Origin of the sequence: Thalassospira sp. NFXS8, assembly GCF_040148805.1 — a bacterium.
Lineage (GTDB): Bacteria > Pseudomonadota > Alphaproteobacteria > Rhodospirillales > Thalassospiraceae > Thalassospira.
In genome coordinates this window covers 63,608-86,916 of record NZ_JAGEMF010000004.1, presented here as the reverse complement: position 1 = coordinate 86,916, position 23,309 = coordinate 63,608, and the positions used below count along the sequence as shown (strand labels likewise).

Annotated in this window: 19 protein-coding genes; 16 read left to right on the top strand and 3 right to left on the bottom strand. The window is 53.0% G+C overall.

The annotated features are described in order from the left end of the window. Positions 1-140 precede the first annotated feature (140 nt). The 4 genes from J4E05_RS19340 to astB are packed head-to-tail and all read left to right on the top strand — an operon-like array spanning position 141 to position 5,307. A complete protein-coding gene (locus J4E05_RS19340; protein WP_349599070.1) occupies positions 141-1,382 on the top strand; it encodes a hydrolase in 1,242 nt (413 codons plus the stop codon). 4 nt (positions 1,383-1,386) lie between these two features. Beyond that, positions 1,387-2,406 carry an arginine N-succinyltransferase gene (locus tag J4E05_RS19335; protein WP_349599067.1) on the top strand — a complete coding sequence of 340 codons (1,020 nt, stop codon included), beginning with the start codon at positions 1,387-1,389 and terminating at the stop codon, positions 2,404-2,406. A gap of 55 nt (positions 2,407-2,461) precedes the next feature. After that, positions 2,462-3,940, top strand: a complete 1,479-nt coding sequence (gene astD / locus J4E05_RS19330) for a succinylglutamate-semialdehyde dehydrogenase (protein WP_349599064.1) — start codon at positions 2,462-2,464, stop codon at positions 3,938-3,940. Continuing rightward, positions 3,937-5,307, top strand: coding sequence for an N-succinylarginine dihydrolase (astB, locus tag J4E05_RS19325; RefSeq protein ID WP_349599061.1), 1,371 nt, complete (start codon positions 3,937-3,939; stop codon positions 5,305-5,307). Before astD ends, astB begins: the two co-directional genes overlap by 4 nt. Before the next feature lie 26 nt (positions 5,308-5,333). On the opposite strand, the gene J4E05_RS19320 is transcribed toward astB, so the two are convergent. Continuing rightward, complete coding sequence (locus tag J4E05_RS19320) at positions 5,334-5,702, bottom strand: hypothetical protein (protein WP_349599059.1); 369 nt, start codon at positions 5,700-5,702, stop codon at positions 5,334-5,336. Between the two features lie 100 nt (positions 5,703-5,802). Between J4E05_RS19320 and J4E05_RS19315 the strand changes: the two genes are divergently transcribed. From J4E05_RS19315 to J4E05_RS19295, 5 genes are all read left to right on the top strand, one after another. Next, a complete protein-coding gene (locus tag J4E05_RS19315) occupies positions 5,803-7,212 on the top strand; it encodes an aminotransferase (RefSeq protein ID WP_349599056.1) in 1,410 nt (469 codons plus the stop codon). A 122-nt stretch (positions 7,213-7,334) separates the two neighbouring features. Next, positions 7,335-7,796, top strand: coding sequence for an Lrp/AsnC family transcriptional regulator (locus J4E05_RS19310; protein WP_085589195.1), 462 nt, complete (start codon positions 7,335-7,337; stop codon positions 7,794-7,796). A 212-nt stretch (positions 7,797-8,008) separates the two neighbouring features. Then, entirely contained in the window at positions 8,009-8,902 is an 894-nt protein-coding gene (gene cysD, locus J4E05_RS19305; protein WP_246832871.1) for a sulfate adenylyltransferase subunit CysD, read from the top strand. Next, a complete protein-coding gene (gene cysN / locus J4E05_RS19300) occupies positions 8,902-10,821 on the top strand; it encodes a sulfate adenylyltransferase subunit CysN (RefSeq protein ID WP_349599052.1) in 1,920 nt (639 codons plus the stop codon). The genes cysD and cysN overlap by 1 nt, the downstream gene beginning before the upstream one ends. Positions 10,822-10,969: 148 nt before the next feature. Continuing rightward, the gene (locus tag J4E05_RS19295; RefSeq protein ID WP_349599049.1) at positions 10,970-11,908 is read left to right on the top strand and encodes a GIY-YIG nuclease family protein; all 939 of its coding nucleotides are present in this window, start codon (positions 10,970-10,972) and stop codon (positions 11,906-11,908) included. A 68-nt stretch (positions 11,909-11,976) separates the two neighbouring features. Here the strand turns inward: J4E05_RS19295 and J4E05_RS19290 are convergent, their stop codons facing one another. Continuing rightward, positions 11,977-12,879 carry a hypothetical protein gene (locus J4E05_RS19290; protein WP_349599046.1) on the bottom strand — a complete coding sequence of 301 codons (903 nt, stop codon included), beginning with the start codon at positions 12,877-12,879 and terminating at the stop codon, positions 11,977-11,979. A gap of 516 nt (positions 12,880-13,395) precedes the next feature. On the opposite strand from J4E05_RS19290, the gene J4E05_RS19285 reads away from it, so the two are divergent. Further along, complete coding sequence (locus tag J4E05_RS19285; protein WP_349599043.1) at positions 13,396-14,574, top strand: acyl-CoA desaturase; 1,179 nt, start codon at positions 13,396-13,398, stop codon at positions 14,572-14,574. Between the two features lie 150 nt (positions 14,575-14,724). On the opposite strand, the gene J4E05_RS19280 is transcribed toward J4E05_RS19285, so the two are convergent. After that, positions 14,725-15,930, bottom strand: a complete 1,206-nt coding sequence (locus tag J4E05_RS19280) for a pyridoxal phosphate-dependent aminotransferase (protein ID WP_349599040.1) — start codon at positions 15,928-15,930, stop codon at positions 14,725-14,727. 261 nt (positions 15,931-16,191) lie between these two features. Here J4E05_RS19280 and J4E05_RS19275 point away from each other — a divergent pair, with 261 nt between their 5' ends. The 6 genes from J4E05_RS19275 (at position 16,192) to J4E05_RS19250 (ending at position 23,238) form a co-directional block, all read left to right on the top strand. Continuing rightward, positions 16,192-17,937 carry a SulP family inorganic anion transporter gene (locus J4E05_RS19275; protein ID WP_349599037.1) on the top strand — a complete coding sequence of 582 codons (1,746 nt, stop codon included), beginning with the start codon at positions 16,192-16,194 and terminating at the stop codon, positions 17,935-17,937. A 351-nt stretch (positions 17,938-18,288) separates the two neighbouring features. Then, positions 18,289-19,380 carry an ABC transporter ATP-binding protein gene (locus J4E05_RS19270; protein WP_349599034.1) on the top strand — a complete coding sequence of 364 codons (1,092 nt, stop codon included), beginning with the start codon at positions 18,289-18,291 and terminating at the stop codon, positions 19,378-19,380. A gap of 3 nt (positions 19,381-19,383) precedes the next feature. After that, positions 19,384-20,274, top strand: a complete 891-nt coding sequence (locus tag J4E05_RS19265) for an ABC transporter permease (protein WP_085589093.1) — start codon at positions 19,384-19,386, stop codon at positions 20,272-20,274. Next, positions 20,271-21,065, top strand: a complete 795-nt coding sequence (locus J4E05_RS19260; protein WP_349599030.1) for an ABC transporter permease — start codon at positions 20,271-20,273, stop codon at positions 21,063-21,065. The genes J4E05_RS19265 and J4E05_RS19260 overlap by 4 nt, the downstream gene beginning before the upstream one ends. A gap of 100 nt (positions 21,066-21,165) precedes the next feature. Beyond that, on the top strand, positions 21,166-22,212 hold the full coding sequence (locus J4E05_RS19255; RefSeq protein ID WP_349599027.1) for an extracellular solute-binding protein: 1,047 nt from the start codon (positions 21,166-21,168) through the stop codon (positions 22,210-22,212). 105 nt (positions 22,213-22,317) lie between these two features. Further along, positions 22,318-23,238 (top strand): nitrilase-related carbon-nitrogen hydrolase, encoded by a 921-nt coding sequence (locus J4E05_RS19250; protein ID WP_349599024.1) that lies wholly within the window; start codon positions 22,318-22,320, stop codon positions 23,236-23,238. Positions 23,239-23,309 lie beyond the last annotated feature (71 nt).

Genomic DNA, 23,309 nt, shown 5'->3' with positions numbered 1-23,309 from the left:
AAATAAAATTACGCAAGTGGCTTGTCGCGACCCGCAGGTAATACTGTTTCCAACCCCGCATCCCGCACCACCTGCCGGGCAGATTTTGGCACTCTATTGTCAACAAACCCCATAAACGCCAAACCGTCCCACAGGGTATCATGACCGAACATGCAAAATTTCAGCCGTGGCTGGACTGGCTTGATCCGCGTTACATCCAGACGCTGGATCGCCTGAAAACCTGGTCTGCCATTAATTCGGGCACCGGCAATATCGACGGCCTGGCACAAATGGCCGATGCCATCCTGCCCGCCTTTGCCGAGTTGGACGCAGAAACCAACATCATCGACCTCCCCGATGGCGAAGCAGTGTCGCCCGGTGGCGATATTGTGCCGGTGCGCTATGGCAAGGTTTTGCATTTTTCCAAACGCCCGCAGGCCCCGGTGCGTGCGCTTTTGTGCATTCATTATGACACGGTATTTGGCACCGATAGCCCCTTTCAATCCCCGCGATTGATAAATGACACCACGCTAAACGGCCCCGGTGTGGCCGATGCCAAAGGCGGCATTCTAACCATCCTTAATGCGCTGGCAGCGTTGGAACGCAGTCCCTTTGCCAACGGCATTGGCTGGGATGTGGTCCTCAACCCCGATGAAGAAACCGGATCGGCAGGATCAGCCGCGATACTGGCCGAACGCGCACGTGCTGCCGATTTTGGCATGATATTCGAACCCGCTCTGGCCGATGGCACCCTTGCCGGGGCACGCAAGGGATCGGGCAATTTTTCGATCCGCATCAAAGGCAAAGCCGCGCATGCCGGGCGCGAATTTTATGCCGGGCGCAGTGCCATGGTGGCCGCCGCACACTGTGTTACCGCCCTTGATGCCCTGAACGGCAAAACCGGCGACGCCACCTTTAACATCGGCAAAATTGATGGCGGTGGGCCAGTTAATATTGTGCCCGATACCGCCATTGTGCGCTTTAATGTTCGTGTCGCCACCCATGATGAACGCCACAGCGCCGAAACCGGCATGAGCGCCATTATCGACCAGCTAAATGCTATGGACGGCATAACCGCCGACCTGCATGGCCGCTTTGGCCGTGCGCCCAAGGAAATGGCAGGCAAAACCAAGGCCCTGTTTGAATGGGTCCGAGATCTTGGAAGCAACCTTGATCTCGACATTGCCTGGAAAGCAACTGGCGGCTGTTGTGATGGCAATAATCTGGCCGAAGCCGGATTGCCCAATATCGATACCCTTGGTGTGCGCGGCGGTCTTATTCATTCCGATCAGGAATTTGTGAAACTCGACAGCCTGATCGAGCGCGCCAAATTATCCGCCCTGATTTTAATGAAGGCCGGCGCCGGTGAATTGCCCGCCAATTTTATAAAAACGGAGATTTAAGCACATGATGCGCGTGCGCCCCGCAATAATGGCCGATCTGGACCGGCTGGTTGATTTGGCATCTGGTGCGTCAAAGGGGCTAACCACCCTGCCCGCCAATCGTGGCATCCTTGAAACCCGCATTGCCGATTCCATTATCGCCTTTGAAAGCGATGTCGACGGCCCGGGTGGTGAAAGCTATTTCATGGTGCTGGAAGATACCGAAAATGGCAAGGTCGCGGGTACCTGTGCCATCTATGCCGGAGTCGGGTTATCCAAGGCGTTTTATAACTATAAAATCCTGAAAATCACCCAATATTCGCACGAACTTAACGTTACCTCGACCTCGCACCTTTTGAACCTTGCCAACGATTATCAGGGTGCGACCGAGGTTGGCACGCTGTATCTGGACCCGGAATATCGCAAGGATGGCAATGGGCAGCTTCTGGCACGCTCACGCTATTTGCTGATGGGATGTTTTGCATCGCGCTTTTCCGAAATTGTCATGGCCGAAATGCGCGGCTGGCAGGACAAGGACGGTAAATCCCCGTTATGGGAGGCCCTGGGCTCGCACTTCTTCAAGTTACCCTTCCCCGATGCCGATTATATTTCGGGCGTAGGCAATAACCAGTTCATCGCCGATCTGATGCCAAAATTCCCGATCTATATCGAACTGCTGCCCAAGGCGGCACAGGATGTAATTGGCAAAACCCATGACGAAACCCGCCCGGCCCTGAACCTGCTTAAAAAAGAAGGCTTTCGCTTTTCCAATGCGGTTGATGTGTTTGACGGCGGGCCGTGCGTTGATGTGCGTCTGGATGATATCCGCACCATTCGCCATTCTCGCCTGGCAACGGTGCGCAACCTTGTGGATCGCAACACATCCATGAGCCGCCACCTCGCCTGCACCATCGCGCTGAAAGGTTTTCAGTCAAGCTGGCTGCACATGCAACCGATCAATCGCGACACCGTTGATCTGGACATGGACGAAGCGGCGAAACTTGGCATCAAACCTGGCGATCAGATCCGCTACGTCACCGATTAAAACATACCTAAAACGGCCCGATCATGTCGGGCTCCAGCATAAGGGAGGGCGCATTATGTCCACCATGTCTTCCGGGCTTTACATTAACGGCACATGGGCCAATGCCAGCGGGGCGGAATTTGCATCGCTTAACCCGGCAACCGGCGAAACTGTCTGGCGTGGCAATGCCGCCGATGCCAATGACATTGACAACGCAATTAGGGCCGCCCGTGCCGCCCTTGGCGACTGGTCTGCCCGTCCATTATCCGAACGCATTGACATACTGGAACGCTTCGCCCAATTGCTGGACGATCATAAAGATACGCTTGCCCGCACCATCAGCACGGAAACCGGCAAACCGCATTGGGAAGCATTAACCGAGGCGGGCGCGATGGCGGGTAAAATTGCCATTTCGATCCGCGCCTATCATGAACGCACCGGCACTAAAAACACCGATGTTCCCGGCGGCGGGCGCGCCGTTTTGCGCCATAAACCGCACGGGGTTGTGGCCGTGTTTGGCCCTTATAATTTCCCCGGCCATTTGCCTAACGGCCACATCGTTCCGGCCCTTTTGGCGGGCAATTGCGTGGTGTTTAAACCCTCCGAACTCACCCCGCTCGTGGCCGAGGAAACGGTGAAGCTCTGGCACAGTGCCGGGTTGCCCAAAGGCGTTTTAAACCTGACCCAGGGCGAACGCGATACCGGCATCACCCTTGCCAATCATGCCCAAATAGACGGGCTGTTTTTTACCGGCAGTGCGGCAACCGGGCGCCATCTTGCTCGTGCTTTTGTCGATCAACCGCAAAAAATCCTTGCTCTTGAACTGGGCGGCAACAACCCGCTGGTAATTTGGGATGCCAGCGATTTGGACGCCGTTGCCCACCATACGGTCATGTCCGCCTTTATCACCGCCGGGCAACGGTGCACCTGTGCCAGACGGCTAATTGTGCCAAAGGGGGCTGCGGGTGATGCCATGCTTGAGGCCATTCTGGCCCTGACAGACCGATTAATCGTCGCCGCCCCCGGCCATAATCCCGAACCTTTCATGGGGCCGGTTATTTCAAATACTGCGGCTGATGGCTTGATGGCTGCACAGGATAAGCTGATCGAAAATGGCGGCATTGCCCTGCGCGCCATGACCCGACCCGACATGGACCTGCCCTTTGTCACCCCGGCTATCATTGATGTTACCAATGTTAACAACCGCCACGATGACGAATTTTTTGGCCCGCTTTTACAGATCATCCGGGTTGATAATTTTGATGCTGCAATGGCCGAGGCCAACAATACCCGCTTTGGGCTGGCGGCTGGTTTACTATCCGATGATGCCAAGCTGTGGCAGCGCTTTTTGCGCGAAAGCCGGGCGGGCATCGTAAACTGGAACAAACAGCTTACCGGCGCCTCCAGTGCAGCCCCCTTTGGCGGCATTGGCGACAGTGGCAATCACCGCCCCTCGGCCTATTACGCGGCGGATTATTGCGCCTGGCCGGTGGCATCGCTTGAAACCGAAACTCTTGTTGCCCCCGCCAACTTGCCTAACGGAGTTCGCCCATGACCCGCGATTATGCCTTTTCCAGCAATGTCGAGGCCAATTTTGACGGGCTGGTCGGCCCGACCCATAATTATGCCGGGTTAAGTTTTGGTAATGTTGCCTCCACCAGCAACGCCACCGCCATCTCCAACCCAAAAGCAGCCGCGTTGCAGGGGCTGACCAAAATGAAGGCCCTGCACGATATGGGCTTTGTTCAGGGCGTTTTGCCGCCTCATGAACGCCCGCATATCAAAACCCTGCGCGATGTTTTCGGCTTTACGGGAACGGACGGCGACATTCTTGCCAAGGCATGGCAAGCCAACCCCAATTTTGTGCTGGCCAGTGCATCGGCATCACCAATGTGGACGGCCAATGCCGCCACCGTATCGCCCAGCGGCGACACCGCCGATGGCAAGGTGCATTTCACCCCGGCCAATCTGTGCGCCATGTTCCATCGATCGATCGAACATGACGTAACCGGGCGCGCCCTTGCCGCAACCTTCCCCGACCCCAAACATTTCACCCATCACCCGGCCCTGCCCTCGGTCAGCCAGATGGGCGACGAAGGGGCCGCCAATCACACCCGTTTTTGTGATGATTACGGCGAGGCAGGCGTCGAATTTTTCGTCTTTGGCCGTTATGCCTTTCAGGGCGGGCAAACCCGGCCTGGCCTTTTCCCGGCCCGGCAAACTTTTGAAGCAGGCAGCGCCATCGCCCGCCATCACGGGCTTTCAGAAAATCGCACTGTCCATGCCCAGCAAAGCCCGCACCTGATTGATGCCGGAGTTTTCCATAACGATGTTATTTCGGTCGGCAATGCCAATACCCTGTTTCATTATCAGGATGCCTTTGTTGATACCCCGGCAGTGCTAGATGAAATCCGCCGCAAACTAACCGGCATCGCCGATTTCACCAGTATCGAAGTCCCACAGGATCGTGTTCCCCTGGAGGATGTAATCAAAAGCTACCTGTTTAATTCACAGCTTTTGCGCCTGCCCGAAAATGGCGACATGATGCTGGTTCTGCCCACCGAAGCCGAAGACACCATTTCTGTCCGCGATTATGTTTACGACCTGATCGGCAAAGGCAACACGCCAATCAAACAGGTCAAATTCTTTGACCTGCGCCAAAGCATGCAAAATGGCGGCGGCCCGGCCTGCCTGCGCCTGCGCGTCGCGCTGACCGAAGCCGAACTGGCCGCCACCAATCCTAAAACGCTTCTGGGCGATAACGGTTTTACCCAACTTACCAACTGGGTCAACCGCCACTACCGCGACCACCTCACCGCCGATGATTTCCGCGATCCACAATTGCTGACCGAGGTTCGCACGGCACTGGATGAGTTGACCCAATTGTTAAGTCTGGGGCCGATTTACGATTTTCAACGATAATACAACCTGCTCAAAGCGGATCGGCATTACTTTCGCCAATAATAACGAAAAAATCTCGTCGAGCCGCGATGATGAAAATAGGCAAGGCCTGCCCCCAAAACTGCACCAATGATTGCTGCCTCAAGATAGACTTCCAAGCCATAGTCGGTGTCAAAAAAATGTGCGAACAAACCAACGGCAACAGCTGACAACATGGCGATCAACGCCGCTGCACGCTTCATTTCTCTTGGGCTTGCCCCATGTACAACCTCAGCCTTGCATCCGATACATACTCTTACGTTATCTGCCGATTCTGTATTGCAGTGCGAACAAATCAATTCCAAGCCCCCACGAATAGATTTCAAGCCGATAAAATATGCACCAGCCCAAGTTGTGTCACTCTTTTTTAGCCGCATCCCCTGCGGTGCCGGTATGTGGCTTCAAAATTTAATGCCGGACGGAGCGTGGCACTATGACGGGGAAGAATAAAACGCCACCCCATCCGGGAGACCAGCCATGCCCACCTCTTACGATAGCGACCGCCTGAAAAAGGCTGATTCCGCCAATATTTTGCATCCTGCCAGCGTTGTTGCCGATGTTGCGGCCAAAGGGCCGCGCATCATTGCCGAAGGCAAGGGATGCGTCATTACCGATACCGATGGCAAAAGCCAGCTTGATGCCGTTGGCGGGCTTTGGTGCATGAATATCGGTTATGGTCGCCCCGAAATTGGCGATGCCATGAAAAAGGCATCCGATCAGCTGGGCTATTTCCACACTTTTGCCGGGCATTCCAACCCCGCCCAAATCGATCTGGCCGAACGGCTGGTGGCGAAGATGCCCGACCATATCAACAAGGTGTTTTTTGGCAGTTCCGGGTCGGATGCCAATGACAGCCTGATGAAAATCGTATGGTATTATAACGGCCTGCGCGGCAAGCCGGAAAAACGCAAAATTATTTCGCGCAAGCAGGCCTATCACGGCACCACCATTGCCTCGGCCAGCTTAACCGGCCTTGCATCCTTTCATCGCAATTTCGGCCTGCCACTGGCGGAAGTCAAACACACCTCTCTGCCCCATTATTACCGCGAGGCCAAAGCGGGCGAAAGCGAACTGGAATTTTCCAACCGCCTTGCGTGCGAGCTTGAAGACATGATCATCGCCGAGGGCCCGGAAACTGTCGGCGCCTTCATCGCCGAACCGGTTATGGGTGCTGGCGGCGTGATTACCCCGCCCGAGGGTTATTTTGCTGCGGTTCAAAAGGTTCTTAAGAAACACGACATCCTGTTTATTTGCGACGAGGTGGTTTGTGGGTTTGGCCGCCTTGGTGACTGGTTTGGTCACCGGGTATATGACATTCGCCCCGACATGATCGCCACCGCCAAAGGCATTACCAGCGGCTATTTTCCGCTTTCCGCTGCCTTTATCAGCGACGAGATCTGGAATGTTTTGCGCGACGGGTCGGCGACACTGGGTGCATTTGCCCATGGCTTTACCTATTCCGGCCATCCGGTTGGATGTGCGGCCGCCCTGGCAAACCTTGATATTCTTGAAAACGAAAACCTAGTTGGCAATGCCGCCGAGGTGGGCACCTATTTGCATAGATCACTGGCACAGGCCCTGGGCGATCACGCCCATATTGGCGAAATTCGCGGGCGCGGCCTGATCGGCGCAATCCAGCTCATGGCAGACCGCGACACAAAAACCGGGTTTGATCTGAAACACAAAATCGCTGCACGTTGCGTTGCTGCGATTGGTGAACTGGGTGTAATTTACCGCCCGCTTCCCACCGCCGACAGCCTGGCGTTTTCGCCGCCCCTGTGCCTGACCCGGAACGAGGCCGACCAGATGGTTGATGCCCTGCGCAAGGGGCTTGATCAGGTGATTGGGGGGCTTAGCAGCGACGAACGCAAGGGCCTTGCCGCCTAGGCCGACAAAATACAAGTGCTATTCACAGCCACACATCGCCCCGGTTTGCTTTTTGCAACCGGGGTTCTTTTGTTCCCTGTCGTTCCCCGCTACAATGCGCGCGCAACACGAGATTGGGCAAAATGATAAAAATAGACGCGATTAACCATAAAATCCTGCGCGCCTTGCAGGCCAATGCCAAGCTAACCAACCTTGCCCTGTCAAAGCTGGTCGGTTTAAGCCCCAGCCCCTGCCTTGACCGGGTTAAGAAGCTGGAAAAGGAAAAGGTGATCAAGCGGTATCGCGCCGTCATCAATATTGAAAAGCTATGCCCGCATGTGCGCGTTTTTGCCGAAGTAACGCTGGAAGGCAAAGGGGTGGATGATTATAAAAAATTTGCCAATGCCATTCACGACATTCCCGAAGTTGTCGCCGGATACCGCATTTCCGGCCCGTATGACTATATGCTGTGTCTGGTGTGTCGCGATGTGCAGCACTACCATTCCCTGTCCGAAGAGATGATTTACGGCAACCTTGGCATTACCAAATTCATCGGTCATGTCGCCCTGGCCCAGACCAAGGAATTTAAAGGTTTTCCGGTTTAATATCCCGAAACAACAATCACCTACCGCATTCAAGCCCTTTAATTGCACAAATTAAAACTGGAATTCGCCACAGAGACAACAAATTTACTGTGAATTGTCAAATGGCGCTTGCATCGGGACGCAATCCGTATTACCCGGTTTGTAGTGGTGAAATTAATTCAATAACACTTTAAATGTGTTATTTACCGTCAGGAAAGACAATGCAGCCTAATCTGACCCATCTCCGCCAGCTAGAGGCAGAGAGCATTCATATCATTCGCGAAGTGGCGGCATCCTTTGAGCGCCCGGTGATGCTTTATTCCATCGGCAAGGATTCATCGGTTTTGCTGCATTTGGCGCGCAAGGCCTTTTATCCGGCTCCGCCGCCGTTTCCCCTGATGCATGTCGATACGACATGGAAGTTTCGCGAAATGATCGAATTTCGCGACAAGGTTGCCAGGGAATATGGCTTCGAGCTGATTGTGCATATCAATGAAGAAGGCGTGAAACAGGGTGTTGGCCCATTCACCCATGGTTCAAGTGTGCATACCGACGTTATGAAAACCCAGTCGCTTAAACAGGCGCTCAACAAATACAAGTTCGATGCAGCCTTTGGCGGTGCACGCCGCGACGAGGAAAAAGCCCGTGCGAAGGAACGCGTATTTTCCTTCCGCACCGAAACCCACCGCTGGGACCCGAAAAACCAGCGCCCTGAATTGTGGAACATTTATAATTCCCGCATTAACAAGGGCGAAAGCATCCGTGCCTTTCCAATCTCGAACTGGACAGAACTTGATATCTGGCAATATATCTATCTTGAACAAATTCCCATCGTGCCGCTGTATTACGCCGCCAAGCGCCCGATTGTTGAACGTGACGGCACGCTGATCATGGTTGATGATGACCGGATGCCGCTACGCGATGGTGAAGTGCCGGAAATGAAATCCGTCCGGTTCCGTACCCTTGGTTGCTATCCGTTAACCGGAGCCGTTGAATCCGAGGCTGCAACCCTGCCCGAGATCATTCAGGAAATGCTGCTGACCCGGTCCAGCGAACGCCAGGGTCGCATGATCGACCATGACGAAGCCGGTTCAATGGAAAAGAAAAAGCAGGAAGGATATTTCTAATGGCACATAAATCCGACCTGATTGCCGATGATATTCTTGGCTATCTTAAAGCCCAGGAAGAAAAAAGCCTGCTGCGTTTCATTACCTGCGGCAGTGTTGACGATGGCAAAAGCACCTTGATTGGCCGCCTGCTTTGGGATTCCAAGCTGATTTTTGAAGACCAGTTGGCAGCCCTGGAAGTAGATTCCCGCAAGGTGGGCACCCAGAACGGCGAAATTGATTTTGCCTTGCTGCTCGACGGGCTTCAGGCCGAACGCGAACAGGGCATTACGATTGACGTTGCCTATCGTTTCTTTTCGACCGACAAACGAAAATTCATCGTCGCCGACACCCCGGGCCACGAACAATATACCCGCAACATGGCAACCGGTGCGTCGTCCGCCGATGTCGCTGTGATTTTGATTGATGCGCGCAAAGGCATTTTAACCCAGACCCGCCGCCACAGCTTTATTACCTCTCTTTTGGGTATTCGCAATGTGGTGCTGGCGGTCAATAAAATGGACCTGGTCGATTATGATCAGGCCACCTTTGACCGTATCGTTGGCGAATATCGGGAATTTGCCCAGCAACTGAATTACAAGTCGATCCAGGCTATTCCAATGTCGGCCCTTCGCGGCGATAACATTATCGAACCCAGCCCCAACACCGGCTGGTACGATGGCCCCAGCCTGCTTGGCCATCTTGAAACGGTTCAGGTTGAACAGGAAGCGATTGAAAAACCGTTCCGCCTGCCCGTTCAATGGGTCAACCGCCCCAACCTCGATTTCCGCGGTTTCTCGGGCACGGTATCGTCGGGTGTTGTCAAACCGGGTGATAAAATTGTTGTTTCGTCATCGGGCCAAACCAGTACGGTCAAGGAAATCGTGACATTTGATGGCAATCTTGACCAAGCTGTTGCCGGGCAAGCCATTACCCTGACGCTGGAAGACGAAATTGACATTTCTCGCGGCGATGTTTTGGCATCCAGCGAAGCCCGCACCGATTATGCCGACCAGTTTGAAGCCAAAATCATCTGGATGCACGAAGACGAAATGCTGCCGGGCCGCCCCTATCTGATCAAGATGGGCGGGCAGCTTTCAGGCGCGCAAATCAGCACCCTGAAATACAAGGTCAATGTTAATACGCTCGAACATGTGGCCGGTAAAACGCTTGAACTAAACGAAGTCGGTATTGCCAATATTGCGGCTGACCGTGCGTTGGCGTTTGACCCCTATGACGATAACCGCCATACCGGGCGTTTCATCATCATCGACCGCTATACCAACGCCACCGTTGGCGCCGGGATGGTCAACCATTCATTACGCCGCGCGACCAACATCAAGTGGCAGGAAATGGACGTTAACAAACAGGCGCGCGCCACCCAGAAAGGCCAGAAATCGGCTGTGCTGTGGTTTACCGGTCTGTCGGGTGCGGGCAAATCCACCATCGCCAATCTGGTGGAAAAAAAGCTTAACGCCCTTGGTAAACATACCTACAGCCTTGATGGCGACAATGTGCGCCATGGCTTAAACAAAGACCTTGGCTTTACCGACGCCGACCGGGTGGAAAATATCCGCCGTGTCGGTGAAACCGCCAAGCTGTTTGTTGATGCCGGGCTGATCACGCTGGTATCGTTCATTTCACCGTTCAAAAGCGAACGGCAAATGGCGCGCAGCCTGCTTGAAGATGGCGAGTTTATCGAGGTGTTTATCAATACCCCGCTTGAAGTCTGTGAAGAACGCGATGTAAAGGGCCTTTATAAAAAGGCCCGCGAAGGCAAAATCGCCAATTTCACCGGCATTGACAGCCCCTACGAGGCCCCGGAGAACCCGGAAATTACGGTAAACACGTCGGATCAAAGTGCTGAGGACGCCGCCGAAATGGTTGTGAACCAGCTTGAAGATCTTGGCATTCTTGCCGCGTGGTTCCCGGAAATCTGATAATACACACCACCAGACACATCCCGACGCAATCACACCCGGCACATTGTTGCCGGGTGTTTTTTATACATAAGGTCTCAATTGTAATATTTGTGGTTGCACGATAATCTAAGTTCGCCGCAAGCATTTGAAACAAGGAGACAAACAGGTGGTAACAGGTCGCAGTATCCGTCTTTTCCTTGTTGATGGAACGCCGAACGGCATACTAACCGCCGAAATCATGAACTGGACAGGACATGTATTATCTGCCCCCAGAACACGATTGCCTGATTTCGTAAAACGCGCTGAAACAGGACGAACAGGCATTTATTTTCTCACGGGTCCGGATGAAATATCCCCAAATAAAAACCGCGTCTATGTTGGGGAAAGTGACAATGTCGCAAACCGCCTGATCACCCATAACAACGATCCTCGTAAAGCATTTTGGGACAAAGCCTGTGTGATTTCCAGCAAAGACCAAAACCTGACCAAAGCTCACGTACGCTATCTGGAAAGCAGACTGATTAACATCATACAAAATGCCGGACGCGCAATACTCGACAACAATACCGCCCCCGAATACGGGTATCTTCCCGAAGCTGATTTGGCCGACATGGAATTCTTCATCGAACAAATCCGAATTGTTCTGCCTGTATTAGGCCTCGATTTTCTGCGTGACAAAACCAAAAGCGAAGCACCGAAGCCAGAATCGTCTTCTGACACTTTAATGACCTATGTGAACGATGCTGTGCCAACTTTTGTCCTTCGCAGCAAAAAACACGATCTTGAAGCAACAGCACAACAAATCAACGGCGATTTTGTTGTGCTGGCAGGCTCAGATGCGAGGTTTACATGGGAAGGCGTTAAAGGAGGATACGAAGCCCTGCACGATCAACTCGTCGCAGATAAAATCCTTGTCAACAACGGAGAGAACCGCCGCATTTTTGCCGAGGATTATAGTTTCAGCAGCCCCAGTGCCGCTTCCAATGTTATTTTAGGGCGCTCAGACAATGGGCGAATTTCCTGGCGAAGAAAGCCGACAGGAGAAACCTATGCCGACTGGCAAAATTCTCAAATCGAGCATTCCATGATTAATGCCGAAACTTAACGGATGGCACAGAAGAAGGTCATGCATATTAACAGAACAGGCATGTCACCAAAGTGGCCTGCTGCCGATTAAACCTGTGCTTTAGATTTTTTACCAATCTCAAGTGCGATATCGAGCAAGGGCTGACAGCGCGAAATATCAAAGCGCAGGTTGGTATCACGGGCATTGGCAAAAATCGCCCGCAAATCGTTATCACCAACCGGTTCAACAAGGGCGCCAAAATTTTCCTGTAAAAACACCTGATATTTTTCGGGTAACAGCTGCTGCCGGTTTTTACGATTAAGCAGATAGAGTTCTGACAGCTTAAAGTTCTGTTCCATATTGCGATATAAAAGGGCTTGATAATTGGCGTGCATTTCAAGCTCGCCGTACCGGTTTACAAACAGAATTGGAAACATCACCGACAGTTCCGGCAGGCAACGATTGGCATAAACCTGCCCGCCCCAGTATTTTTCCGCCAGTTTGCCATACATGTTATAATCGCGGATGCCATAAAACCCCGATTTCGCCCAAGGCAAAATCTCGATCTGGGGCTTGCTGGGATTAACCGTATCATTGGCAACATCGACATACAGGTTACCCATCTGAAAGGCATTCTGGAAATAGTTGTTGCGCAAATTGCCCCACACTCGTTTGGCAATGCCGCCATTGGCGCAAAAATCATGCAGGGCTTTCATCGCCGGTGTGGTCGGGTTTTGCATCTGATTTTGCAACATGTCGCGCACACCTTTGGTAATCTCAAGACAATATCCCTTGGGATAAGTGCGGCGCGGATTATTGCGGACTTCAGCCGAATTTTTATAACTGTTATCAAAAGCCGTACGCATTTGCTGAAGATCGGCCCTTAATGCGTCGATATGTGGCGCCAGATAGGTTTTGGAAAGCTTGTTCTGGCGGAAATTGATCTCCACCGGGGCTTCCTCGCCCGCACGGGCCGCAATTTGTTCAAGGGTCAGTTCCTGCGCGGCCATCAAGCCTACCTTTTTTCTGTTTGCCGTTTCTGCACGCACCATACACAGCATTTAACGTGTCGGCATGCCTAAAAATACAGCAGGCCAGTTTGACCGATTTTGAATGCGGGATATCACAACAGAACCAAAGGTTTCATTGCCAAACCAGTTCACGCGCAGACGATACAGCATGACGCAAAAAATTCATCAAGCCTGAAAATCGCGGTTTCCCGCGTGAAATGGGTCATAGTAACGCATCTGCCCAATGTTGTTTTATCAGGTTTTCCATTGCATCAACCCGCCATAAGCCCCATGTTCTATCCAAGCCTTTTGGACAGGGTCCATAACTGCAAATTCAGGATCGCGAACAGAAAATTTTAAATATAGCTGTTTGCCTTATACGGGCGTTTCGTCGCCCACTCACCGTTGCAATGTATGTTGCATTAACCGGTGTTGATGAATTGCAAAGGCCGGTATCAGAACCGGGGTTTACCATTACCCCAAACCTTCCCTGAACGGTAAAACTGGAACGCAAATATGCCTGTGACGACCAACGCCCCGGCACCCGACGCACCAAACCATCATGATGATATTATTTACCCGTCATTGATCCCCTTTACACTGGTGCATCTGGCGTGTTTTGCCGCCATCTGGACGGGCATTACCTGGCAGGCCGCCATTTTGGGGCTGGTCTTATATGTCGTTCGCATGTTTGGCGTTACGGGTGGGTATCATCGCTATTTTTCACACCGCGCCTTTTCAACCAATCGGGTGTTTCAGTTTGTTCTGGCCGTTCTGGCACAAAGCAGTGCGCAAAAAAGCGTTTTGTGGTGGGCGGCAAAACACCGCCATCACCACAAATATTCCGATACCGTCGATGATGTGCATTCCCCGCGCCATCGCGGCTTTATCTATAGTCATGTTGGCTGGATCTTTGCCCGCAAACACGACAATGCAGATCTTTCGGCGGTAGGCGATTTAACCCGTTATCGCGAATTGATGTGGCTGCATAAATTTGAAACGGCCCCGGCGATTATTCTGGCGGTTGCCTGTTTCCTGATTGCTGGCTGGTCCGGTCTTGTGGTTGGTTTTTTCTGGAGCACGGTTGCCTGTTACCATGGCACATTCGGCATTAATTCGCTGGCCCATGTAAGCGGGCGCAAACGTTATGTGACGGGCGACGATTCCCGCAATAACTGGATTTTGGCGATTTTCACCCTGGGCGAAGGCTGGCACAATAACCATCACGCCTATCAAAGCAGTGCGCGCCAGGGTTTTCGCTGGTGGGAATATGATCCGACCTATTATGCGCTGTGCGTTTTGTCATGGGTTGGGCTGGTTTACGATTTAAAACAACCGCCCAAACAGGTTTTGCGCAATGAACAGCGTCTTGGCACCAAGGTCATTAACCGTGCCGCCGAACAGCTGGCCGCACATTTTGATTCGGACCGCATCGCCAAGGCGATTAGCGCCACCTTGCACGGGCCTGAACTGCAAAACCTGCAACAGGCGCTGGCCAATGCCCGCAACCGTACCAGTGATGCGCTGGACGGGTTCCATTTGCCGCACCTGCCCAGCCGCGATGAATTTATGGCAACCGCCCGGCAAATGTTTGCCAAAACCAAATCGCTGGACGACATTATTGACCGTGCCTACGACTATTTTCTCGCATCAGTCGGTAACCGGCTGGCTGTGGCACCTGTTCCGGCGACATAACCCGACACATAGCCTTGCTGCAGCGGTAATATCGGGCAATGCCCTCACAAACAATCCCCGGCGCAATACCGTGCCGGGGATTATTTGTTTGCCTGCTCTAAACCCGATGCACAGCGCACCGCTCGCATAGATATATGAGACGCGACAAAATCAGCTTCGCACCAAAAATCGTTCCAACCCATCCATTGCCCGATGAATCCGTTCTTCCGACACGGCATAGCAGGCGCGAATATAACCAGCCCCTTCCGGGCCAAATGCCTCGCCCGGAGCCAATCCAATGCCTTCGTCAAGCAACAGGTTTTTGGCAAATGCCAAGGTATCAGACACACCATCGACTTTAAAAAAGGCATAAAACGCCGCCTCTGCCTCGGGCAGTATAATACGTGGCATGCTGGATAATCGTTCGACCAGCACATCGCGCGACCGGGCATAACGATTACGCGATGACACCACGAAATCCTCGCCATCGCGCAGCGCAACAATACCCGCCTGCTGAATAAACCCGGCCGGGCACGACACATTAAATTCCATCAGCTTTTCAAGCTCGCCGGTAATGGCGGCGGGGGCTGTAATCCAGCCCAGCCGCCAGCCCGTCATCGCCCAGGCCTTGGAAAAACTGTTAATCACCATGATGCGGCGGTTTTCCGTCATAAACGGTACAAAGGATGGCGCATGATTTTGCCCGTTATACACCAGCCGGGCATATACCTCGTCGGCGATAATCCATATGCCGTGTTTGTCGGCAAATTCCACCAGCCGCGCCTGATCATCGGCGGGCATCATCCAGCCGGTCGGGTTGTTGGGCGTGTTCAGCAAGATCACCTTTGTATTTGCCCCACACGCAGCAAACAATGCGTCCAGATCAAGCTGCCACCCACCCTTTTCACCATCGGCCAGTAAGGGCACCGTGCTAACATCAGCCCCCAAAACCCGGGGAATGGCAACAATGTTGGGCCAAATCGGGGCCGTGGTCACCAGATGGTCACCCGCCCCCAAAACTGCCTGCAATGTCACCATAATGGCGTTCAGGCCTGATACGGTGACAATCACGTTATCCGGGCCTAACATGGTTTGATACAGGCCGTTCATATAGCCTGCCAAGGCGTCGCGCAGCGGCGCAATTCCGGCATTGGGCTGATAAAATGTGTCGCCCGCCGCCAGCGCATCCATTGCAGCCTGGCGAATAAATTCAGGTGTTGGTTGGTCGGGTTCACCAAACCATAACGGTACAACATTTTCCCGGCCCATCCCCAAATGCGCAACTTCGCGAATTTGCGACGGGGTAATATCACGCACCACCTGGCGAATGCCTTGATGAACGAAAGGGTTACGGGTGGCAAAGTTGGCGTTGCTCATGCTGGTATATCCATTCGTCAAAACAATCTGCCAGGCAATTTCAGCGCGAAAAAACGCAACACGTCAACAACCGTCCTTATGAAATTAATAAAAATGCATAAGCGAGAATTTTCATCAAAAGCAACATCTGGCCACATCCATGCCAATTGCACATGGGTTCTTTGTTACACCGATGATTGACATTTTAAATGCGGTAGAACGATAATCAACCACACTATTTTTAGTGGACAAACTCACCCCTGCAAGATCGGACCTTTTCCCATGCATCACGCGCCTGCTTCTGCGAATAAAAACTCGGGCTGGACTTTATTTCTACCCAAACTGGTCACGGTTTTTCGCGAAGGCTATGGACTGGCAAATTTACGCCAGGATGCAATTTCGGGCCTGACCGTTGCCGTCGTTGCCCTGCCCTTGTCCATGGCGCTGGCCATTGCCAGTGGGGCCAGCCCGGATAAAGGCCTGATCACGGCTATTATTGCCGGTTTTTTCATTTCGGCCTTTGGCGGCAGCCGCTTTCAAATTGGCGGGCCAACAGGCGCCTTTGTGGTGGTGGTGTTTAATGTCATTGCCCAATACGGTTATGACGGATTGATCATTGCCACCCTGATGGCAGGCGTCATGCTGATTATTGCCGGGCTGGCGCGGTTTGGCACCTGGATCAAATATATCCCCGAACCGGTGGTCACGGGGTTTACATCGGGCATTGCCGTTATTATTTTTACCAGCCAGATCAAGGATCTGTTCGGGCTGAAAATGGCTGAAATGCCTGCCGAGTTCATTGCCAAAATCGAAGCCATGTGGCAGGCACGCGACACCCTGGACCCGGTTAATCTGGCGATTGCCGTTGGCGCACTGGCCGTAATCATCCTTGCCCGGCGAACTGCCCCCAAACTGCCCAGCTTTTTAATCGCGGTAAGCATTGCCTCGCTTATCGTTGCCGTGGGTAACCTGCCGGTTGATACCATTGGTTCGCGTTTTGGCGGCATTTCAGCCGAAATCGGCCTGCCTCACCTGCCCACCTTCACCACAGCACGCATCATGGAGCTAATGCCCAGCGCCTTCACCATTGCCTTTCTCGCCGGAATCGAAAGCCTGCTTTCGGCCATGGTCGCCGATGGCATGACCGGGCGGCGTCACCGGTCAAACTGCGAACTGGTGGCACAGGGTTTGGCAAATCTGGCATCAGGTGTATTTGGCGGCCTACCTGCGACCGGGGCCATTGCTCGTACGGCAACCAATATTCGCTCAGGGGCGAAATCGCCTGTTTCAGGTATGCTGCATGCCGTGTTTTTGCTGATCTTCATGCTGTTACTGGCCCCTTTGGCCAATTACATTCCGCTAGCTGCCCTTGCTGCTGTTTTAATGGTTGTCGCCTGGAATATGAGCGAGATTGACCGCTTCGCCCGCCTGCTGCGTGGTCCAATAGGCGACCGGCTGGTGTTGATTGTTACCTTTGGCTTAACCGTGATGGTCGACTTAACTGTTGCCATTCAGGCCGGTGTGGTGCTGGCAGCCATCCTGTTCATGCATCGCATGTCTGAAAGCGTGATCATTTCACAAACTTCGGCCGGCAATGCCATCGGCGATGACGGTTCCCGTACGGGATCATCAGGTGTGCTCATTCGCCAGGACCAGCCTGACACATCGTCGGACCGTCCAATTTCCCGCGATGGCATCCCCGATAATCTGGAAATTTACCGTCTGTCCGGCCCATTATTTTTTGGTGTCGCCAACCGTTTAACCGACGTGATCGACAGTGTGGCAGGTTACCCGCGTGACTTTATTCTATGCATGGATGATGTACCCATGATCGATGCCAGCGGCGCATCCCGCATCGAACATTTCATTTCAACCTGCAACCGGCACGGCACAAGGCTGTTTCTGGTTGGGCTTCGCCAGCAACCGCAAAAGGTGCTGGCAGGCATGGGCATTCTGGAACGCTCCGGTCTTTATGTTGAAACCGACATCACCGCCGCACTCCATAAAATAACGCCATCTGCCGCCTAAACCATAAAGCCCCGAACATGAAAACATGTTTCGGGGCTTTTGCGATATACCACGCGGACAGACCATCGCATCATATTGCGCTCGCAACATCATATCCCGTCCCGCTGTTTCCATCGCCCCATCCACATCTGTATCGCGAAGACAGATTTCATAGGCAGCAATAAAACTTTGCTATAGCGTATGTTTTTTGGAAACCAATTCCGAATTACGGCGTTTCTATTAACGTATTGCTTTGCCCGACCGTGGTCGCAAGAACCCTGCATACATTCCTGACTAACCAGACAGACAGGAATAAGTGCAAGATGGCGGGAATTTCATACAACCAACAATCGACAAATCAGGGAAATATTTATGTCAGAAGTGGTGATTTCGGCCCGCTCGGTCAGCAAGCGATTTGGCAGTGGCACGCACGCCGTCCACGCACTTGACGATGTTTCAGTTGATATCTTTCAAAACGAATTTTTCACCATGCTCGGCCCGTCGGGCTGCGGCAAAACCACATTGCTGCGCCTGATTGGCGGGTTTGAACAGGCAACGGCCGGTGAAATTGCCCTGGAAGGCCAGGTTTTAAATGATTTGCCACCGTTCAAACGGCCGATTAACACCGTTTTTCAATCCTATGCCCTGTTTCCGCATTTAACCGTGCGCCAAAACATTACCTTTGGCCTGGAAATGCAAAATATCTCGCGCCAGGATGCCGACAAACGGGCCGATGAAATGCTGGAACTGGTGCGCCTGTCACAATTTGGCGATCGACAACCCAGCCAGCTTTCCGGGGGGCAGCAACAACGCATCGCCTTGGCCCGCGCATTGGCCCCCGCGCCCAAGGTATTATTGCTGGACGAACCATTATCCGCCCTTGATTTGAAATTGCGCAAGGAAATGCAGATCGAACTTAAACGTCTGCAAACCGAAACCGGCATTACCTTTGTTTTTGTCACCCATGACCAGGAAGAAGCCCTGGCGATGTCGGACCGGATCGCGGTGATGAAAGCGGGCAAAATCCTGCAAATTGGCACCCCGCGCGACATTTACGAAACCCCGACCCATCGCTTTGTTGCCGACTTCATTGGCGATAGCAACTTTTTGCAAGGCGACATCAAACAAAATGGTAGCCATGCTGTACTGACCCTGCCCGGTGGGCAAAATGTCAGCCTTGCCAACGTAGACACCGGTACCCGGCTTTCGCAAACGGCCACCATCGGCATTCGGCCCGAACGCCTGATGCTTCATCCCGCCGGCACCAGCGACACCGCCTTGCACGGCAAAATTGCCGATGTGGTTTATTTTGGCACCGACACCACCTATCACATCGCCATTGACGACCAGACAGCACTGCTCGCCCGGGTGCAAAACCGCGACGGCAGCACAATGGCCTATGCCAAAGGTAACGATGTTGACATCACCCTGCCTGCGGGTGCCATTCGTGTGCTGGTGGATTAAGCAATGGAAATATTCACACGTCACAAACGCTTTTGGCTGGTTGCCCCTGCCGTAATTTATATCGGCTTTTTCATGGGGTTGCCGCTGGTCCAAATGGCCTATGTTTCAATCCTTGAACGCGGGGCCAATGGCGGGGTTAATTGGGGAAGTTTCTCGTTTGATTCCTATATTTCGTTCATTTTTGAACGCGATCTGATGGACAATCTGATGGTCAATACCGACTATCTGCAAATTTTCCTCCGGTCCTTTGGTTTATCCGCCCTTACCACGGTGCTGGCCCTGATTTTGGGCTTTCCAACTGCCTTCTACATTGCCATGCAGCCGCAAAAACGGCGCAACATGTTTATCTTTCTGGTCACCATCCCGTTCTGGACCAACATTTTGGTCCGCAACTATGCCTGGATGCTGCTTTTGCGCAATGGCGGGTTGATTGACCATTTTCTTGCATCTGTCGGTATTCAAACCGGCGGGCTTGATATTCTCTATACGCCCTATGCCGTCTCTATCGGGCTGACCTACACCTATTTGCCTTTCATGGTGCTGCCAATTTATGCCAGCCTGGAAAAGCTTGACCACCGCCTGATCGAGGCAGCCTTTGATCTGGGTGCAAACAAGCGTAAAGCGATGACGCGCATCATTTTACCGCTCGCCACCCCTGGTATTGTCGCCGGGGCCATTCTTGTTTTCATTCCCTGCCTTGGGGCCTATGTCACGCCCGAACTATTGGGCGGCGGTAAATTCATGATGATTTCCAATCTGATCGGCAGCCAGTTTGGGGCGGCGCGCAATTGGCCGTTTGGCTCGGCACTTGGTTTTGTTCTTCTCGCCATGGTGCTACTCGCCATGCTGGTTTATTCGCTAAAATTCAAAAAACTGCCCGAGGACGCATCATGAAAATAGATCGCGCCAATCCGCTCTGGCGGTTTCACGGAATTACACCGATGGCGATTTTCTTTTTCGCCTATCTGTATTTGCCCATCATTGTTTTGCTGGTTCTGTCCTTTAACGAAAACCGCCTTGCTACCATCTGGACCGGTTTTTCCACCAAATGGTACAGCGTCGTTCTGGGCAATGACGACATGCTACGCTCAGCCAAAAACTCGCTGATCATTGCATTATCGTCCACCATTATTGCCACCATTGCCGCCACCCTTGCCGCGACGGGCATGGCACGGGGCCGGTTTCGTGGTGAAGGTGGCGTGGCGGCAATGTTAACCCTGCCATTGCTGGTGCCCGAAATTGTCACCGCCATTGCGACGTTGCTGTTTTTTATCGTCATTGGCGTCAAACTGGGGCTGCTCAGCATTATCATCGCCCACACGGTTTTTTGTATCCCGTTTGCCTATCTGCCCATTCGTGCACGGCTGGACGGCATGGACCCGGCATTAATCGAGGCCGCCAACGACCTTTATGCCAATGAATGGCAAGCCTTCAAACGCATCACATTTCCGTTGCTATGGCCGGGAATATTATCTGGCGCGATGTTGTCTTTCATCATTTCGCTAGATGATTTTGTGATTTCGTATTTTGTTGGCGGGGCTGGATCCACCACCTTGCCAATTTACATTTTCGGCATGATCCGCATTGGCATCACGCCCGAGGTCAACGCCATTTCAGCACTAATGCTGATCATCTCCATCGTCTTTGTCAGCATTTCGTTTTTGATCGACCGGGTGCGCTATTAACGATCTGCCCCGGCAGTTTACCCGAATTAAATCGCGTGTGGTTGGGGGACGGGCCGCATGCCAGAACATAAATCATACCGTCCAATCAGGGAGTTTTAAGATGAAACTACGTTCTATCCTTTTAGGGGCATCGGCCTTTGCCATGCTTGGCATGGGCGCCACCGCGGCCAAAGCCGACGGCGAACTGTTTTTCTATAACTGGTCAAACTATTTCCCGCCCGAACTGTTTGAAAAGTTTGAAAAGGAAACCGGCATCAAGGTGACGCTGGATGTGTACGATTCCAATGAAACCATGCTGGCAAAACTCCAGGCCGGGGCATCGGGCTATGACATTGTTGTGGCGTCGGACTATATGGTCGATGTCATGATCAAGGAAAAGCTGGCAACCGAATTTGATGCCAAAAGCCTTGAAAACTTCAAGAATGTCGCCAAACCGCACGACACCATGAAATACGACCCGGAACGGAAATATTCCGTTACCTATTTGTGGGGTACTACCGGTTTTACCTATGATTCAGACGTGGCCAAAGAAAAGCTTGATGACAGCTGGAAAGAGTTTTTTGAACCGCGCGAGGAATTTCAGGGTAAAATCGGCGCGCTGAATGACGAAGTCGAAATGTATGCGGCTGCGTCCTATTATGCCGGGGTGGATAAATGCACCGAAGACCCGGCCGAAGCGCAAAAGATCCTTGATGTTTTGCAAAAACAGAAACCCTATATCGCGGTTTACAGTTCAGAAGGCACGATTGACCGCATGGCGGCCAAGGAAGTTTCGATGCATATGCAATGGAACGGCGCTTCGCACCGCACCAGGGAAAGTCTACCCAGTGCTGTTTTTGTTTACCCCAAAGAAGGGCTTACCTTCTGGTCGGATCATTTTGTTATTCCGGCCGGTGCGCCCGACCTTGAGAATGCCAAAACTTTTATTAACTGGATGATGCAGCCCGAAAATGCTGCCGCCGCCTCGAACTATGCCGGCTATATGAACGGCATCAAGGGGTCGGATGCGTTTCTTGACGATGCGCTAAAAGCCGACCCGGCCGTGAACATGCCCGAGGAATATGCCGACCGGCTGGTTCCGGGTAAAAACTGTTCGCCCAAGGCGCGTGATTTGCGCAACCGCGTCTGGACCAAGTTGAAAACCTGACCCGTTGCCCGTCGCCGCCCCTGCGGCACCAGATCCAAACCGGCAGCCGGAACATATCTGTTCCGGCTGCCATCTGTGCCCCGCCTTCAAATAGCGGACGTCCCCATGCCCCATGACTTGACCGACACTTTAAACATCGCCCTGTGGGCCACCAATCTGGGTGTGCCCCTGACCGGGATTGACGACTGGATCAGCCATATAGACCGCAAAATGAAACAGGCCCGTGCCGATGGTGCCGATATTTTTATGCTGCCGGAATATGCCAGCGAACAATGGATGGCCTTTAAACCCGATGGTCTGCGCCCGGAAGATGAAATTGCCTGGATGGCTGATCAGGCCCCGACCGCGCAAGATGCCGCCACCAACCTTGCCACCCGTCACGATATGATGCTGGTTGCCGGTAGCATGCCCTGGCACATTGGCGATGACCCGCGGCGCGGGCAAACCAACCGCGCCCTGGCCTTTTTGCCCAATGGCAAAATCGTTGCTCAGGATAAACTAAGCCTGACGCCGGGCGAACAGGAACCCGACAACTGGAATCTGACGCCGGGCAAAAAACTGTCGATCATTGAATGGCGCGGTTTGCGCATCGCCATTCTTATTTGCCTTGATATTGAAATGCCCGCGCTTTCCTGCCTGCTGGCCAAACAAAATGTCGACCTTGTTCTGGTTCCGTCCATGACCGGCAAGGCCTCAGGGTATCATCGGGTGTTTAGCTGTGCCAAGGCCCGTGCAGTGGAACTAATGTGTGTTGTGGCGGCGTGCGGCACCACTGGCACGGCAGTAAACACCACGCAAAACCCCACCAATTACAGCGGCTGTGCTGTTTACATTCCGTGCGAACCCGATTTGGGCCATACCGGCATTTTCGCCATCACCACGCCGGATGGCGGCGACGGTGCCGATGGCCCGGTTTTGCTGGCCCATAATGTGCCGGTTGGAAAAATTCGTCAGTTGCGCGCAGGTGATGCCGAGGTATGGCCCGGCAACTGGTCCGCCAGGCAGGTCGAAATAACAGAAGCCTAACCACGTACCTTTGAAATGGTCCCACCGTTATTTTGGAACTGGCCCTTCGCATGGGGCCAGTTTTGTCGCAA

What these genes read in the sequence shown, in the direction of transcription:
- J4E05_RS19280 (WP_349599040.1), bottom strand. Translation starts at nt 15,930, where the DNA reads ATGAGCAACGCCAACTTTGCCACCCGTAACCCTTTCGTTCATCAAGGC.
- J4E05_RS19275 (WP_349599037.1), top strand. Translation starts at nt 16,192, where the DNA reads ATGCATCACGCGCCTGCTTCTGCGAATAAAAACTCGGGCTGGACTTTA.
- astB (WP_349599061.1), top strand. Translation starts at nt 3,937, where the DNA reads ATGACCCGCGATTATGCCTTTTCCAGCAATGTCGAGGCCAATTTTGAC.
- J4E05_RS19250 (WP_349599024.1), top strand. Translation starts at nt 22,318, where the DNA reads ATGCCCCATGACTTGACCGACACTTTAAACATCGCCCTGTGGGCCACC.
- cysN (WP_349599052.1), top strand. Translation starts at nt 8,902, where the DNA reads ATGGCACATAAATCCGACCTGATTGCCGATGATATTCTTGGCTATCTT.
- J4E05_RS19290 (WP_349599046.1), bottom strand. Translation starts at nt 12,879, where the DNA reads ATGGCCGCGCAGGAACTGACCCTTGAACAAATTGCGGCCCGTGCGGGC.
- J4E05_RS19320 (WP_349599059.1), bottom strand. Translation starts at nt 5,702, where the DNA reads ATGCGGCTAAAAAAGAGTGACACAACTTGGGCTGGTGCATATTTTATC.
- J4E05_RS19255 (WP_349599027.1), top strand. Translation starts at nt 21,166, where the DNA reads ATGAAACTACGTTCTATCCTTTTAGGGGCATCGGCCTTTGCCATGCTT.
- J4E05_RS19265 (WP_085589093.1), top strand. Translation starts at nt 19,384, where the DNA reads ATGGAAATATTCACACGTCACAAACGCTTTTGGCTGGTTGCCCCTGCC.
- astD (WP_349599064.1), top strand. Translation starts at nt 2,462, where the DNA reads ATGTCCACCATGTCTTCCGGGCTTTACATTAACGGCACATGGGCCAAT.
- J4E05_RS19260 (WP_349599030.1), top strand. Translation starts at nt 20,271, where the DNA reads ATGAAAATAGATCGCGCCAATCCGCTCTGGCGGTTTCACGGAATTACA.
- J4E05_RS19310 (WP_085589195.1), top strand. Translation starts at nt 7,335, where the DNA reads ATGATAAAAATAGACGCGATTAACCATAAAATCCTGCGCGCCTTGCAG.
- J4E05_RS19270 (WP_349599034.1), top strand. Translation starts at nt 18,289, where the DNA reads ATGTCAGAAGTGGTGATTTCGGCCCGCTCGGTCAGCAAGCGATTTGGC.
- J4E05_RS19340 (WP_349599070.1), top strand. Translation starts at nt 141, where the DNA reads ATGACCGAACATGCAAAATTTCAGCCGTGGCTGGACTGGCTTGATCCG.
- J4E05_RS19315 (WP_349599056.1), top strand. Translation starts at nt 5,803, where the DNA reads ATGCCCACCTCTTACGATAGCGACCGCCTGAAAAAGGCTGATTCCGCC.
- J4E05_RS19335 (WP_349599067.1), top strand. Translation starts at nt 1,387, where the DNA reads ATGATGCGCGTGCGCCCCGCAATAATGGCCGATCTGGACCGGCTGGTT.
- J4E05_RS19285 (WP_349599043.1), top strand. Translation starts at nt 13,396, where the DNA reads ATGCCTGTGACGACCAACGCCCCGGCACCCGACGCACCAAACCATCAT.